The 13,049-nt window shown below is 71.0% G+C and carries 11 protein-coding genes; 4 read left to right on the forward strand and 7 right to left on the reverse strand.

The window, feature by feature from the left end:
• The first annotated feature begins 297 nt into the window (after positions 1 to 297).
• On the forward strand, positions 298 to 1,203 hold the full coding sequence (locus tag ACH4DX_RS27545; protein WP_398120046.1) for a D-alanyl-D-alanine carboxypeptidase family protein: 906 nt from the start codon (positions 298 to 300) through the stop codon (positions 1,201 to 1,203).
• Positions 1,204 to 1,346: 143 nt separating this feature from the next.
• On the opposite strand, the gene ACH4DX_RS27550 is transcribed toward ACH4DX_RS27545, so the two are convergent.
• Genes ACH4DX_RS27550 through pdhA form a run of 3 tightly spaced genes read right to left on the reverse strand, consistent with a single transcriptional unit; the run spans position 1,347 to position 5,065 of the window.
• Positions 1,347 to 2,801, reverse strand: a complete 1,455-nt coding sequence (locus ACH4DX_RS27550) for a dihydrolipoamide acetyltransferase family protein (protein ID WP_398157148.1) — start codon at positions 2,799 to 2,801, stop codon at positions 1,347 to 1,349.
• A 12-nt stretch (positions 2,802 to 2,813) separates the two neighbouring features.
• A complete protein-coding gene (locus tag ACH4DX_RS27555; RefSeq protein ID WP_398119637.1) occupies positions 2,814 to 3,794 on the reverse strand; it encodes an alpha-ketoacid dehydrogenase subunit beta in 981 nt (326 codons plus the stop codon).
• Between the two features lie 2 nt (positions 3,795 to 3,796).
• The gene (gene pdhA, locus ACH4DX_RS27560) at positions 3,797 to 5,065 is read right to left on the reverse strand and encodes a pyruvate dehydrogenase (acetyl-transferring) E1 component subunit alpha (RefSeq protein WP_398119635.1); all 1,269 of its coding nucleotides are present in this window, start codon (positions 5,063 to 5,065) and stop codon (positions 3,797 to 3,799) included.
• A gap of 358 nt (positions 5,066 to 5,423) precedes the next feature.
• Between pdhA and ACH4DX_RS27565 the strand changes: the two genes are divergently transcribed.
• Positions 5,424 to 6,083, forward strand: a complete 660-nt coding sequence (locus ACH4DX_RS27565; protein WP_398157149.1) for a response regulator — start codon at positions 5,424 to 5,426, stop codon at positions 6,081 to 6,083.
• Positions 6,084 to 6,272: 189 nt separating this feature from the next.
• Entirely contained in the window at positions 6,273 to 6,686 is a 414-nt protein-coding gene (locus tag ACH4DX_RS27570) for a pyridoxamine 5'-phosphate oxidase family protein (RefSeq protein WP_398157150.1), read from the forward strand.
• A gap of 64 nt (positions 6,687 to 6,750) precedes the next feature.
• On the opposite strand, the gene ACH4DX_RS27575 is transcribed toward ACH4DX_RS27570, so the two are convergent.
• Positions 6,751 to 8,370 (reverse strand): protein kinase, encoded by a 1,620-nt coding sequence (locus ACH4DX_RS27575; RefSeq protein WP_398119629.1) that lies wholly within the window; start codon positions 8,368 to 8,370, stop codon positions 6,751 to 6,753.
• Positions 8,371 to 8,769: 399 nt separating this feature from the next.
• On the opposite strand from ACH4DX_RS27575, the gene ACH4DX_RS27580 reads away from it, so the two are divergent.
• On the forward strand, positions 8,770 to 10,449 hold the full coding sequence (locus ACH4DX_RS27580; RefSeq protein WP_398119627.1) for a protein kinase: 1,680 nt from the start codon (positions 8,770 to 8,772) through the stop codon (positions 10,447 to 10,449).
• Positions 10,450 to 10,592: 143 nt separating this feature from the next.
• On the opposite strand, the gene ACH4DX_RS27585 is transcribed toward ACH4DX_RS27580, so the two are convergent.
• The 3 genes from ACH4DX_RS27585 to ACH4DX_RS27595 form a co-directional block, all read right to left on the reverse strand.
• Positions 10,593 to 11,147, reverse strand: coding sequence for a bacterial proteasome activator family protein (locus ACH4DX_RS27585; protein WP_398119625.1), 555 nt, complete (start codon positions 11,145 to 11,147; stop codon positions 10,593 to 10,595).
• 99 nt (positions 11,148 to 11,246) lie between these two features.
• Positions 11,247 to 11,762, reverse strand: a complete 516-nt coding sequence (locus tag ACH4DX_RS27590) for a hypothetical protein (RefSeq protein ID WP_398157151.1) — start codon at positions 11,760 to 11,762, stop codon at positions 11,247 to 11,249.
• A 299-nt stretch (positions 11,763 to 12,061) separates the two neighbouring features.
• Positions 12,062 to 13,042 carry an NAD(P)H-quinone oxidoreductase gene (locus ACH4DX_RS27595; protein ID WP_398119621.1) on the reverse strand — a complete coding sequence of 327 codons (981 nt, stop codon included), beginning with the start codon at positions 13,040 to 13,042 and terminating at the stop codon, positions 12,062 to 12,064.
• Between the last annotated feature and the right edge of the window lie 7 nt (positions 13,043 to 13,049).

Here is a 13,049-nt window from a genome sequence, read left to right on the forward strand (position 1 = left end):
CCGCCGCCCCGGGGGGCCCCGGGGGGGGCCCCCGGGGGGGGGGGGGGGGGGCCCCCCCCGGGGGGGGGGGGCCCGGGGGGGGGGGGCGGGGGGGGGGCGGGGGGGGGGGGGGGGGGGGGAGTGGCCCGCGCCCCCTCCGCGACACTTGGCCGCATCTTTACCCGTTGAGCATGCATCCCTTCGGGCCTCTCACGCGTCATCCCTGTGGCGGCTCTCCCATGTCGGCTGTATCGCAGGGGAATTTGGGACAAAGAGCCGTCAACTACCCCATCAGCAGGGATCAACGGAGTGTTCACCTTGAGAATCCGCACCCCGGGCGTGCGCGTGCGCCGTATAAGCGCAGCCGCCGCCGTCACGGCCGGAGCCGTACTGTCCACCGGCGTCGTGGTGTCGCCCGCCCAGGCCGCCGCGCCGCCCAAGCCGTCGATCGCCGCCAAGGGCGGCTTCCTGATGAACAACGGTTCGGGCAAGACGCTGTTCACGAAGTCCGCGGACACCCGCCGTGCCACCGGCTCGACGACGAAGATAATGACCGCCCGGGTGGTCCTCGGCCAGCGCAACCTCAACCTGGACTCGAAGGTCACGATCCAGAAGGCGTACAGCGACTACATCGTCAAGCACAACGCCTCGCACGCCCGCCTCATCGTGGGCGACAAGGTGACGGTCCGCCAGCTGCTCTACGGTCTGATGCTGCCGTCCGGCTGCGACGCCGCGTACGCCCTCGCAGACAAGTTCGGCAAGGGCTCGTCCCGCTCGGCGCGCGTCAAGTCCTTCATCGGCCAGATGAACAAGACGGCCAAGGACCTGAAGCTGAAGAACACGCACTTCGACTCGTTCGACGGCATCAGCAACGGCGCCAACTACTCGACGCCGCGCGACCTGACGAAGCTCGCGAGCAACGCCATGAAGAACTCGCTGTTCCGTACGGTCGTCAAGACGAAGACGTACACGGCGAAGACGAAGACGAAGACCGGCGGCACCCGCACCATGGCGCCGTGGAAGAACACCAACGCACTGCTCGGTTCCTACCGCGGCGCGATCGGTGTGAAGACGGGCTCCGGCGCGCAGGCCAAGTACTGCCTGGTCTTCGCAGCGACCCGCAACGGCAAGACCGTCATCGGCACGGTGCTCACGTCCACGTCCAACTCCGCCCGCGTCGCGGACGCGAAGAAGATCATGGACTACGGCTTCAAGGTCGCGTAGCGGTTCGTACCGAGGTCGCGTAGCGGCTCGTACCACCGGTACGAGGACGGGGCCCACCGCTGGTGCGGTGGGCCCCGTCCTCGCTTCCGCGGGCGGCCCTCGTGCCTATGGGTGCCGGGGCGGCCCGATATGGCGGGCCGAAGCTACGACCAGGTCATCAGCCGCTTGGGCTGCTCCAGGATCGCCGCGACGTCACCGAGCACCTTGGAGCCGAGCTCGCCGTCCACCAGGCGGTGGTCGAAGGAGAGGCCGAGGGTGGTCACCTGACGCGGCTTCACCTTGCCCTTGTGGACCCACGGCTGGAGCTTGATCGCGCCGACCGCGAGGATCGCGGACTCGCCGGGGTTCAGGATCGGCGTGCCCGTGTCGATGCCGAAGACGCCGATGTTCGTGATCGTCACCGTGCCGCCCTGCATGGCGCCGGGCGACGTCTTGCCCTCGCGGGCCGTGGACACCAGGTCGCCGAGCGCGGCGGCCAGCTCGGGCAGGGTCTTGTCGTGCGCGTCCTTGATGTTCGGCACGAGCAGACCGCGCGGGGTCGCCGCGGCGATGCCCAGGTTCACGTAGTGCTTCTGGACGATCTCCTGGTTCGCCTCGTCCCAGGCGGCGTTCACCTCCGGGTTGCGGCGGATCGCCACCAGGAGCGCCTTGGAGATCAGCAGGAGCGGGTTCACCCGCAGGCCTTCGAAGGCCCGGTCCTGCCTCAGCTCGTCGACCAGCTTCATCGTGCGGGTCACGTCCACCGTCACGAACTCCGTGACGTGCGGCGCGGTGAACGCCGAGCCGACCATGGCCTGCGCGGTGGCCTTGCGGACGCCCTTGACCGGGATGCGGGTCTCGCGGCCCCGGGTGGTGGGCGCGGAGGCCGCCCGGGCCGCCGGTGCCGCCTCGGCCGCCGTGGGCTGCTCCCGGGACACCGCCGGCTGCGGCGTCGCCTCGGGCGCGGCCACGGCCGCGTGCACGTCCTCGCGGGTGATGATCCCGTCGGGCCCCGTCGGCGTGACGGCGGCGAGATCGACTCCGAGGTCCTTGGCGAGCTTGCGCACCGGTGGCTTGGCGAGCGGCCGCCCGCCGTGCCCGTTGACCCCGGCGTCGACGGAGGCCACCGCCACCGGCTCCGGCGCGGACGCCGGGGCAGGCTTCGGGGCGGCCGCGGCGACCTCGGCCGTGGCTCCCTTGCGGGGCCGCCGCTTGGTCGAGGACTCGGAGACCCCGTACCCCACGAGGACCGGCTGCCTGCCCGCGGGCTTCCCGTCCTCCGCCGCCGGAACGGCAGCGGTCTCGGGAGCGGACGCCCCGGTCTGCGCGGCCGGCGGCTCGGGGGCGACGTCCCCGGGGCCCCCGACGGTGATGATCACCTGGCCCACGTCGACCGTGGAACCCTCGGGAAACCGGAGCTCGCGCACCGTGCCGTCGAACGGGATGGGCAGCTCGACGGCGGCCTTGGCCGTCTCCACCTCGCACACGACCTGCCCGTCGGTGACGGTGTCGCCGGGGGCGACGAACCACTTGAGGATCTCCGCCTCGGTGAGCCCCTCGCCCACGTCGGGCATCTTGAACTCGCGGACGGCCGAGGTGGTGTCAGTCATTGTCGTCACGATCCTCTTCCCTCAGTACGCCAGCGAGCGGTCGACGGCGTCGAGCACCCGGTCGAGGCCCGGCAGATATTCCTCTTCGACCCGCGCGGGCGGATACGGGGAGTGGAAGCCGCCGACCCGCAGCACGGGCGCCTCCAGGTGGTAGAAGCACCGCTCCGTGATGCGCGCCGCGATCTCCGCGCCGGAGCCGAAGAACACCGGCGCCTCGTGCACCACGACCAGGCGGCCGGTCCTCTCCACCGACGCCTGCACCGTGTCGAAGTCGATCGGCGAGACCGAGCGCAGGTCGACGACCTCCAGGGACTTGCCCTCCTCCGCGGCGGCCGCGGCGGCCTCCAGGCAGGTCTTCACCATCGGACCGTACGCCACCAGGGTCGCGTCGGTGCCCTCGCGGACCGTCTTGGCCTTGTGCAGGGGCCCGGGGATGGCGTCGGTGGTGACCTCGGACTTGTCCCAGTACCGCCGCTTGGGCTCGAAGAAGATCACCGGGTCGTCGCTCTGGATGGCCTGCTGAAGCATCCAGTACGCGTCCGACGAGTTCGAGGGCGAGACCACCTTCAGGCCCGCGACGTGCGCGAACAGCGCCTCCGGGGACTCGCTGTGGTGCTCGACGGCGCCGATGCCGCCGCCGTAGGGGATGCGGATGACGACGGGCACCTTGATCTTGCCGAGGGCCCGGGCGTGCATCTTCGCCAGCTGCGTGACGATCTGGTCGTACGCGGGGAAGACGAAGCCGTCGAACTGGATCTCCACGACCGGTCGGTAGCCGCGCAGGGCGAGTCCGATGGCCGTGCCGACGATGCCCGACTCGGCGAGCGGGGTGTCGATGACGCGGTTCTCGCCGAAGTCCTTCTGGAGGCCGTCGGTCACCCGGAACACACCGCCGAGCTTGCCCACGTCCTCGCCCATGACCAGGACCTTCGGGTCGGCTTCGAGGGCCGTGCGCAGGGATTCGTTGATCGCCTTCGCGAGCGGAAGTTTCTTCACCGTCATGACTACTTGGCCTCCCCGCCCGTAACGGCGTCCACCGGCGCGTCCGTGAACGACGCCTCATAGGCGGCGAACTGGGCACGCTCCTCGTCCACTAGCGCGTGACCGTCCGCGTAGACGTTCTCAAAGATCGACATCGGTTCGGGGTCCGGCATCGTCCGCACCACGTCCCGCACTCGCTTGCCCAACGTCTCGCTCTCGGCCTCGAGTTCCGCGAAGAATCCCTCATCCGCGTGACCTTCGGACTCCAGGTACGCCCGCAGCCGCGAGATCGGGTCCTTGGCCTCCCAGGCCTCGCGCTCCTCGTCGCGGCGGTAGCGCGTCGGGTCGTCGGAGGTGGTGTGGGCGCCCATGCGGTACGTGAACGCCTCGATGAGCGCCGGGCCCTCGCCCGCGCGCGCCCGCTCCAGGGCCCACTTGGTGACCGCGAGACAGGCGAGCACGTCGTTGCCGTCGACACGGACGCCGGGGAAGCCGTAGCCCTGCGCGCGCTGGTACAGCGGCACCCGGCTCTGCTTCTCCGTCGGCTCGGAGATCGCCCACTGGTTGTTCTGGCAGAAGAACACCACCGGGGCGTTGTAGACCGCGGAGAACGTGAACGCCTCGGCGACATCGCCCTGGCTGGTCGCGCCGTCGCCGAGGTAGGCGACCACGGCGCTGTCCGCGCCGTCGTAGGCCACGCCCATCGCGTAGCCCGTGGCGTGCAGCGTCTGCGATCCGATGACGATCGTGTACAGCTGGAAGCCGTTGGTGTTGGGGTCCCAGCCGCCGTTGTTCACGCCCCGGAACATGCCGAGGAGGAGCGTCGGGTCGACGCCCTTGCACCAGGCGACGCCGTGTTCGCGGTAGGTGGGGAAGACGTGGTCGCTCTCCCTGGTGGCACGGCCGGAGCCGACCTGGGCGGCCTCCTGGCCGAGCAGCGACGGCCACAGGCCCAGCTCGCCCTGGCGTTGCAGGGTGACGGCCTCGGCGTCGAAGCGGCGGGTGATGACCATGTCCCGGTACAGGGAACGGAGGTCGTCGGGGGTGATGTCCGCGACGTAGCTGTCGTACGCGGCGTTCTCCACCCGTACCCCTTCGGGGGTCAGCAGCTGTACGAGCTCGGGCTCGCCGCTGCTTGCCGCCCCGCCCTTGCCCCGGGCGGCGCTCTTCCCCCGCGGGGTCCCCCGGCCCGGGACGGAGTCCTTCTTGGCGCTCACAGTCTTGGCGCCGGCGCGCTTGCCTGCGCCGGCTGCGCTGCGCGGTGTGCGCGCGGCGGTGCTCTCCACGGTCACGTGTGCTCCTCCGTCGGTCCGGCCCCCGGGATCCACCGGCAGGCCAGTACGGCTCGCCCGATTCCGGCCCGTCGCACGGGGTGGGTGCGGCTCGGCCGGGACAAGGCGTGACAGTTGCTCCGGCGAGACCCTTCTCCAAGCACGTTACCCAGTGTCTCCCGAAACTGTGAAACCCCGCCTGACCTGCAATTTTGCTTGGATATCCAAGTAAGCTGCACTAGGAAATCCAAGTAAATCGAGAAACGCGGAAACACAGCCTGGTCACAGCACTGAACACAGCCTGGCAGGGGGCCGGAACACCGGCACGTTATCCCGACCGGCTAGGGCACGGGAAGAGTCGATGTGTGACACTGACAGAGTGCGCGAAGAAGGAAAAATCACGGTATTCCTGCTCGACGATCACGAAGTCGTGCGGCGCGGAGTCCACGAGTTGCTCTCCGTGGAGTCGGACATCGAGGTGGTCGGCGAGGCCGGCACGGCGGCCGACGCCCTCGTCCGCATTCCGGCCACCCGCCCCGATGTCGCGGTTCTGGACGTCCGCCTTCCGGATGGCAGCGGGGTCGAGGTCTGCCGCGAGATCCGTTCCCAGAACGACTCCATCAAATGCCTGATGCTGACGTCGTTCGCCGATGACGAAGCCCTCTTCGACGCCATCATGGCCGGTGCTTCGGGCTATGTCCTGAAAGCCATTCGCGGCAATGAACTCCTCTCCGCGGTGCGCGACGTGGCCGCCGGGAAATCCCTGCTCGACCCGGTCGCGACGGCCCGCGTCCTGGAACGCCTGCGGGACGGCGACCGCGCGAAGGGCGACGAGAGGCTCGCGAGCCTCACCGAGCAGGAACGCAAGATCCTCGACCTGATCGGCGAGGGCCTGACCAACCGCGTCATCGGTGAGCGGCTGCACCTCGCCGAGAAGACGATCAAGAATTATGTCTCCAGCCTGCTCTCCAAGCTCGGCATGGAGCGCAGGTCGCAGGCGGCGGCGTACGTGGCACGGATGCAGGCCGAGCGGCGCTGAGCGGCTCCTTACGGGCTTCGCTGCGCAGGCCCGCACGGGGTTCGCCGAGCGGCCCCGTACGGGGTTCGCTGAACAGTCCCGCACGGCTTCACTGAACAGTCCCGCACCGGCTTACACGGGACTTATGGCCCTGCGCCCGAGGGCGGGAGGCCCTTCTTGCGGCGCGGGCCCGTGCCGGAGGGTGGGGGGATGCCGACCGAAGAACAGCTCGCCCTCGAACTGCTCCGGCGCACCGACTACGGCCGGGTCGCCACCAGCAGGCGGGCCCTGCCCTTCCTCGCGGTGGCGCGGCACGTGGTGGCCGACGGGAGGATCCTGCTGCGCATGCACCGCGGCCTCGGCCACCACCAGGCGTGCGTGGGCAGTGTCGTCGCGTACGGGGCGGACAATCTGAGCAGCGGGACGGCGCGGAGCGGCCGGTGGACCGTCCAGTTCCTCGGCCCGTGCGAACCTGCCGAGCCCACCCCCGCCGAACTGGACCTCTTCGGCCCGGGCCCCGACCACGTCGACGGCGAGGTCTTCGCCCCGGTCCATCTGCGCCTCACGCCGCGGACGGCGAGGGTGCACACGTGGACGAGCTGCACCGCCGCTGCGAGCAGCTGAACCGTCCCCGCGCGGGGGCGGGAACCCCAACGGGGGAGCCGCGTGCAGCGGCTCCCCCGTAGGTTCACTCCGGGTCCCCCTCGCCGCCCTGGGCGGCTCCCTCGGTGTCGCCTCCGCTGTCGCCCCCGCTGTCGCCACCCGGCGTCGTCACGGGATCGCTCGGCTCGGTCGGGTCGTCCGACGGGTCCGGCGGCGGGTCCGAGGGGTCCGGCGGCGGATCCGACGGGTCCGGCGGCGGGTCCGAGGGATCGGTCGTCGGCTGCGTCGGCTGCGAGGGCCGCTGCGTTTTCTGCGTCGGCGGCCCGGTCCAGTCCCCTGTCTGCCCGCCGGTCCCGTCCCCTCCGGGCTGCGTGGTCCCGTCGGGCGTCTTTTCTTCCTTGCTGCTCTTGCTGGGCGACTTCTCCTGCGACTGCTTCGTCGACGGCGTCGTCGGGGTCTTGTCCTTCTTGCCGCCGTTGTCGTCGCCCGCGGACAGCGCGAACGCGACACCCGCGGCGATCGCGATCACGGCGAGGACCGCGAGGATCCACACCTTGCCGCGGCCGCTCCCGCCGCCGTCCCGGTGACCGCCGTCGAAGCCGCCGTCGTCGCCGCCCGGCGTCCGCAGCATCGGCCCGGGGATCTGCTGGGTGCCCGAGTCCCCGGGGTGCGGCATCACGGCCGTGCCGCCGACGCCCATCGCGGGGGTGTGCGCGCCCTCGTGCGTACCGGCGAGCGCGACGGGCCCGGTGTTCCACGTACCGGTGTGGCTGCCCTGCTCGGCCAGCATCTGGAGGCCGTACTGGACCAGGCCGCGCATCTCCTCGGCTGTCTGGAACCGGTCGTCCGGGTCCTTGGCCAGCGAGCGCATGACGAGCCCGTCGAGCTCGGGCGGCGCCGCCTCGGAGACCTCGGACGGCGGCACCGGAATGTCCTGGACGTGCTGGTAGACCACGGACAGCGGCGTCTCACCGGTGAACGGGGGCCGCAGCGCGAGGAGTTCGTACAGCAGACAGCCGGTCGCGTAGAGGTCGCTGCGGTGGTCCACGGCCTTGCCGAGCGCCTGCTCGGGCGAGAGGTACTGCGGGGTGCCCATGACCATGCCGGTCTGCGTCATGGTCGACTGCGCCCCGTGCAGGGCGCGGGCGATGCCGAAGTCCATCACCTTCACGGCACCGGTATGGGTGATGCTGACGTTCGCGGGCTTGATGTCGCGGTGCACGATCCCGTGCTGGTGCGAGTAGGCGAGCGCCTCGAGCACACCGGAGACGATGATCAGGGCCTGCTCGGGCCCCGGGGCCTCGGCGTTGATCAGCAGGTCCCTGATGGTGCGGCCCTCGACGAGCTCCATCACGATGTACGGCACGGAGTTGCCGTTGATGACGTCCTCGCCGGAGTCGTAGACCCCGACGACCGCGTGGTGGTTCAGACCGGCCACCGACTGGGCCTCGCGCGTGAAGCGGGCCTTGGACACCGGGTCCTCGGCGAGGTCGGAGCGCAGCAGCTTGACGGCGACCGTACGGCCGAGGCGTACGTCCTCGGCGGCGAACACCTCGGCCATGCCGCCGCGTCCGAGCCGCCCCGTCAGGCGGTACCTGCCGTCGCCGACAAGACCGCCGTTCCCCCACATCTCAGGCACGTCCGACATACCGCCACCAGCCGCCTCGGGGTCGGACGGGCCCTGAGCGGGGTGCGTCTGTGCCATCAGTCCTCGCCGTCGTTTCTGATCGTGGGCCGCCGCATGGCCGCCGTGTACATGATGTACATCGTGTACGTGGTGTAAAGCGTGTACCGGTTACGTGATAGAGCGGTACGGGGTACTCCGGCGTGCCACGCTACAGCCTTCCAGGGGCCGACCGGTCCGGCGTGAGCCGCCCGGCAAACCCTCCACGGGCCCGGCGAGGTGAACTTGTAACGCTTCCGAGACGCTTCTTGCGCGTACGGTCACGGAACGGGCACCGAGCTTGACGTGTCGGGGCCCTCGGGCAGACTTGGCCTGGAATAGCGGATCGATCAGCGTCATCAGGACGTCTTCGGCCGCGCCCTTTGCCACAGTCACAACCGCGGCGCCGTCTCGCGTCCGCGCCGATGGGGGACGCACGACATGAGCCAGGACGGCGCTCAGGGCCGGTACGCGGGCAGTTCACTGGCCGGCGGCCGCTATCAGCTGCGCGATCTGCTCGGCGAGGGCGGCATGGCCTCGGTGCACCTCGCGTACGACACCGTGCTCGACCGGCAGGTCGCGATCAAGACACTGCACACCGAGCTGGGCCGCGAGCAGTCCTTCAGGGAGCGCTTCCGGCGCGAGGCCCAGGCCGTGGCCAAGCTCACGCACACCAACATCGTGTCGGTCTTCGACACCGGTGAGGACATCCTGACGATCGGCGGCTCCGCCGCGGACGGCGGGGCGCCCATGCCCTACATCGTCATGGAGTACGTCGAGGGCAAGCCGCTCGGCTCGGTCCTGGACGCGGCCGTCCGCCGGCAGGGCGCGATGCCGACCGACCAGGCCCTGAAGATCACCGCCGATGTGCTCGCGGCCCTGGAGATCAGCCACGAGATGGGCCTGGTCCACCGCGACATCAAGCCCGGCAACGTCATGATGACCAAGCGCAACGTCGTCAAGGTCATGGACTTCGGCATCGCCCGCGCCATGCAGTCCGGCGTCACGTCGATGACACAGACCGGCATGGTCGTCGGCACCCCCCAGTACCTCTCGCCCGAGCAGGCACTGGGCCGCGGCGTGGACGCCCGCTCCGACCTGTACTCGGTCGGCATCATGCTGTTCCAGCTGACGACGGGCCGCCTCCCCTTCGAGGCCGACTCGCCGCTCGCCATCGCGTACGCGCACGTCCAGGAGGAGCCGGTCGCCCCCTCCTCGATCAACCGTTCCCTGCCGCCGGCCGTGGACGCGCTCGTCGCCCGCGCGCTGAAGAAGAACCCGAACGAGCGCTTCCCGACCGCCGAGGCCATGCGCGACGAGTGTCTGCGCGTCGCCCAGTCCTTCCAGGCTTCGCTCTCCCAGGCCCCCAGCATCGTGCCGGGGGCCCCGACGGCGAGCGGCGCGGGCGTGGGTTCGGCCGTGTTCCCGCCGGTCGACGCCGCCGCACCGGCCTCGGGCGGCGTCCAGACGCCCTACCAGCCGGGCGCCTACGGACCCCCGACCCCGGCCCCCGCGCCGACCCCGGGCTACGGCTACCCCCAGCAGGGCTACCAGACCGCGCCGCCCGCGGGCGCCTACGGCCCGCAGTCGGCCCAGACCCCGCCGCCGTACAACCTCACGCCGCAGCACACGACGGCCGCGGTGTCCGGTGGCCCGGGCGGCGGGCCCGGCGGTGGACCCGGCGGCGGCCGCAAGCGGAACATGCCGGTGATCGTCGGCTCCATCGTCGTCGCGCTCCTCGCCATCGGCGGCCTGATCGCGGCCGTCTCACTGAGCGGCGGGGGCGACAAGGACGGCGAGAGCGGCAAGGAGTCCAAGAAGCCGGTGGCGGGCCACCGGGGGCCGGACCGGACGAACACCGTCGACAAGACGGTGTGCACGGAGCCCGAGACGGCCACCAACGACCCGAAGAAGATCAAGATGCCGGACTTCACCTACAAGGACTGGCGCTCGGTCCTTTCCTGCTTGCAGGCGTCCGGCTGGCGCTACGACAAGATCGCGGTCGACGAGAACACGTACGGCGAGGACACCGTCATGCGGACCCTGCCGAAGGCGGGCGAGGACCTCGACCCCAAGAGCGTGAGCATCCAGTTCGACATCTCCACGGGCAATCCGGCCTGACGCCCCACACCGCTGACGCCCCACACCGCCACGAAGGGCCCGGTACGCGACGCGCGCACCGGGCCCTTCGGGTTTCCATAGGTCTGGGTCGGCAGAGGTTCCGTCGCCGGACGTTCTGGAGGTCCGGCGGGCGTTTCCGAGGCCTAGAGGTAGGGCCCGCCGCTGCGGCCCGCGATGCCACCGCCCATGTCCTCGGCGCCGTCGTGGCCGCCCACACCCGGCGGGAGCGCGCGGCGCATCTGTTCGAGCTGGGCCCGCGCGGCCATCTGCTGGGCGAAGAGGGTCGTCTGGATGCCGTGGAAGAGGCCTTCGAGCCAGCCCACCAACTGGGCCTGCGCGATGCGCAGTTCCGCGTCGCTCGGGGTGCCCTCCTCGGTGAAGGGCAACGAGAGCCGCTCCAGCTCCTCGACGAGCTCCGGGGCCAGACCGTCCTCCAGTTCCTTCACGGAGCTGGCGTGGATCTCCTTGAGGCGCACCCGGCTCGCCTCGTCCAGAGGCGCCGCCCGCACTTCTTCGAGCAGCTGCTTGATCATGCTGCCGATGCGCATGACCTTCGCGGGCTGCTCGACCATCTCCGTCACCGGAAGCTCACGGGACTCGTCGTCTCCGCCGTCTCCGCCCCCGAGAGCCATTCCGTCCTGACCCACGACCAGGACATGGGGTTCTTCCGGCGACCGTTCGTTCCTCGGCATCTCCATACGGCCATTCTCTCGCACCTGCTGCTCACACCTCCGTGTGCCCCCGTACGACGTCGATCCACCGTGTACGAGGGCGTACGCCCTGTCCAGCTCCGCCCCTCAGCCACGCCGCAGACGCAGCCCGAGGAAGCCCAGGCCGAGGCCGATCAGGACCATGCCCGCGCCGAGGGGCAGCACCCGCAGACCGGGGAACGGCGGCCCCTCGGCGGCCCGCTCCCTCGGCTCGTCGGCCGTGCCCGGTACGGACGGCACCGGGACGGGCGGGGTCGGCCTCGTCCCTTCGGGGCGTCGCACCTCGCGGGGCGGGAGCGGCAGGGGACGCCACACGGCCGGGTCGGGGACGGACTCCGGCTCGCCGCGCCCGGGCCGCTGCCGCCCCTCACCCGCTCTGTTGCCTGCCAGGGAGCCGGTGCCGTAGTAGGGGGCGGGAGCGGGGGCCGAGACCGAGGCCGAGGGTGAGGGCGACGGGGTGGGGGACGCCACCGGGGCGGCGGGAGGCCCGGCGTACGCCGCCGTACCGAACGCCATGGGCGTACCGGATCCCGCGAGGAGCAACAGCGTGAGCAGCACCGGGGGGAGCGCCGGGCGGAGCGCGCCCCGCAGCCGTGATGTCACCGCGCTGGCCCCCTCCCGGTGCCGGGTTGTCGCCGAGTCCGCAGAACGCCCGGCCGCCACGAACGCGAGGTACGCGAGCTATGCGAGGTACACGAGGTACGCGAGGACCAAGGGGCGTACGGCCAGCGTCACATGAGCCACGGCATCCGGCATCCCGACGGGCCCCCGCCGGGTGTCCTCCGGGAGGTCGCGGAGGCCCGTGTCGGGCCCCCGCGACGACGTCAGGACATGGTGACTTCCCTGGTCAGGGCCTGGTCAGGGGCTGATCAGGACCTGGTCAGGGGCTGGTCAGGGGCTGGTCAGGACCTGACCAGGAGGACCTTGCCGATGTGGCCGCTCTCCTCGAGGACGCGGTGGGCGGCGCCCGCATCACGCATCGGCAGGGTGCGGTCGACCACCGGGCGGACCTGGCCCGCGCCGATGAGGGGCCAGACGTGTTCCCGTACCGCCGCGACGATCGACGACTTCTCGGCGACGGGGCGGCCGCGCAGCGAAGTCGCGGTGACGGCGGCGCGCTTCCTGAGCAGCGCCGCGATGTTCAGCTCGGCCTTCGCGCCGCCCTGCATGCCGATGATGGCGAGGCGCCCGTTGACGGCGAGGGCGCGCACGTTCCGGTCCAGGTACTTGGCGCCCATGATGTCCAGGATGACGTCCGCACCGGCCCCGTCGGTGGCCCGCTCGACCTCCTCGACGAAGTCCTGCTCGCGGTAGTCGATGAGCACGTCGGCGCCGAGCTGCCGGCAGAAGTCCAGCTTCTCCTTGCCGCCGGCCGTCACCGCCACCTTGGCGCCGACCGCCTTCGCGAGCTGGATCGCCATGGTGCCGATGCCGCTCGCTCCGCCGTGCGCCAGGAAGGTCTCGCCGGGACGCAGATGGGCGATCATGAACACGTTCGACCACACCGTGGACGTGACCTCGGGCAGCGCAGCCGCCGTGACGAGGTCGACGCCATCCGGCACCGGCAGGATCTGCCCGGCGGGAACGACGACCTGCTCCGCGTAGCCGCCGCCCCCGAGCAGCGCGCACACCTCGTCGCCGACCGACCAACCCCCCACGCCAGGGCCGAGCGCGGCGATGCGGCCCGAGCACTCCAGGCCGGGGTAGGGCGACGAGCCGGGCGGCGGCTCGTAGAACCCCTGCCGTTGGAGCAGGTCGGCACGGTTCACGGCACTGGCGACGACATCGATGAGGACCTCGCCCTCACCGGGTACGGGATCGGGGACCTCGGCCCACTGAAGCGCCTCGGGCCCGCCGGGTTCGGGAATCGTGATCGCATACATGCGGGCG

It is taken from the genome of Streptomyces sp. NPDC017940 (genome assembly GCF_044328435.1).
Taxonomy (GTDB): Bacteria; Actinomycetota; Actinomycetes; order Streptomycetales; family Streptomycetaceae; genus Streptomyces.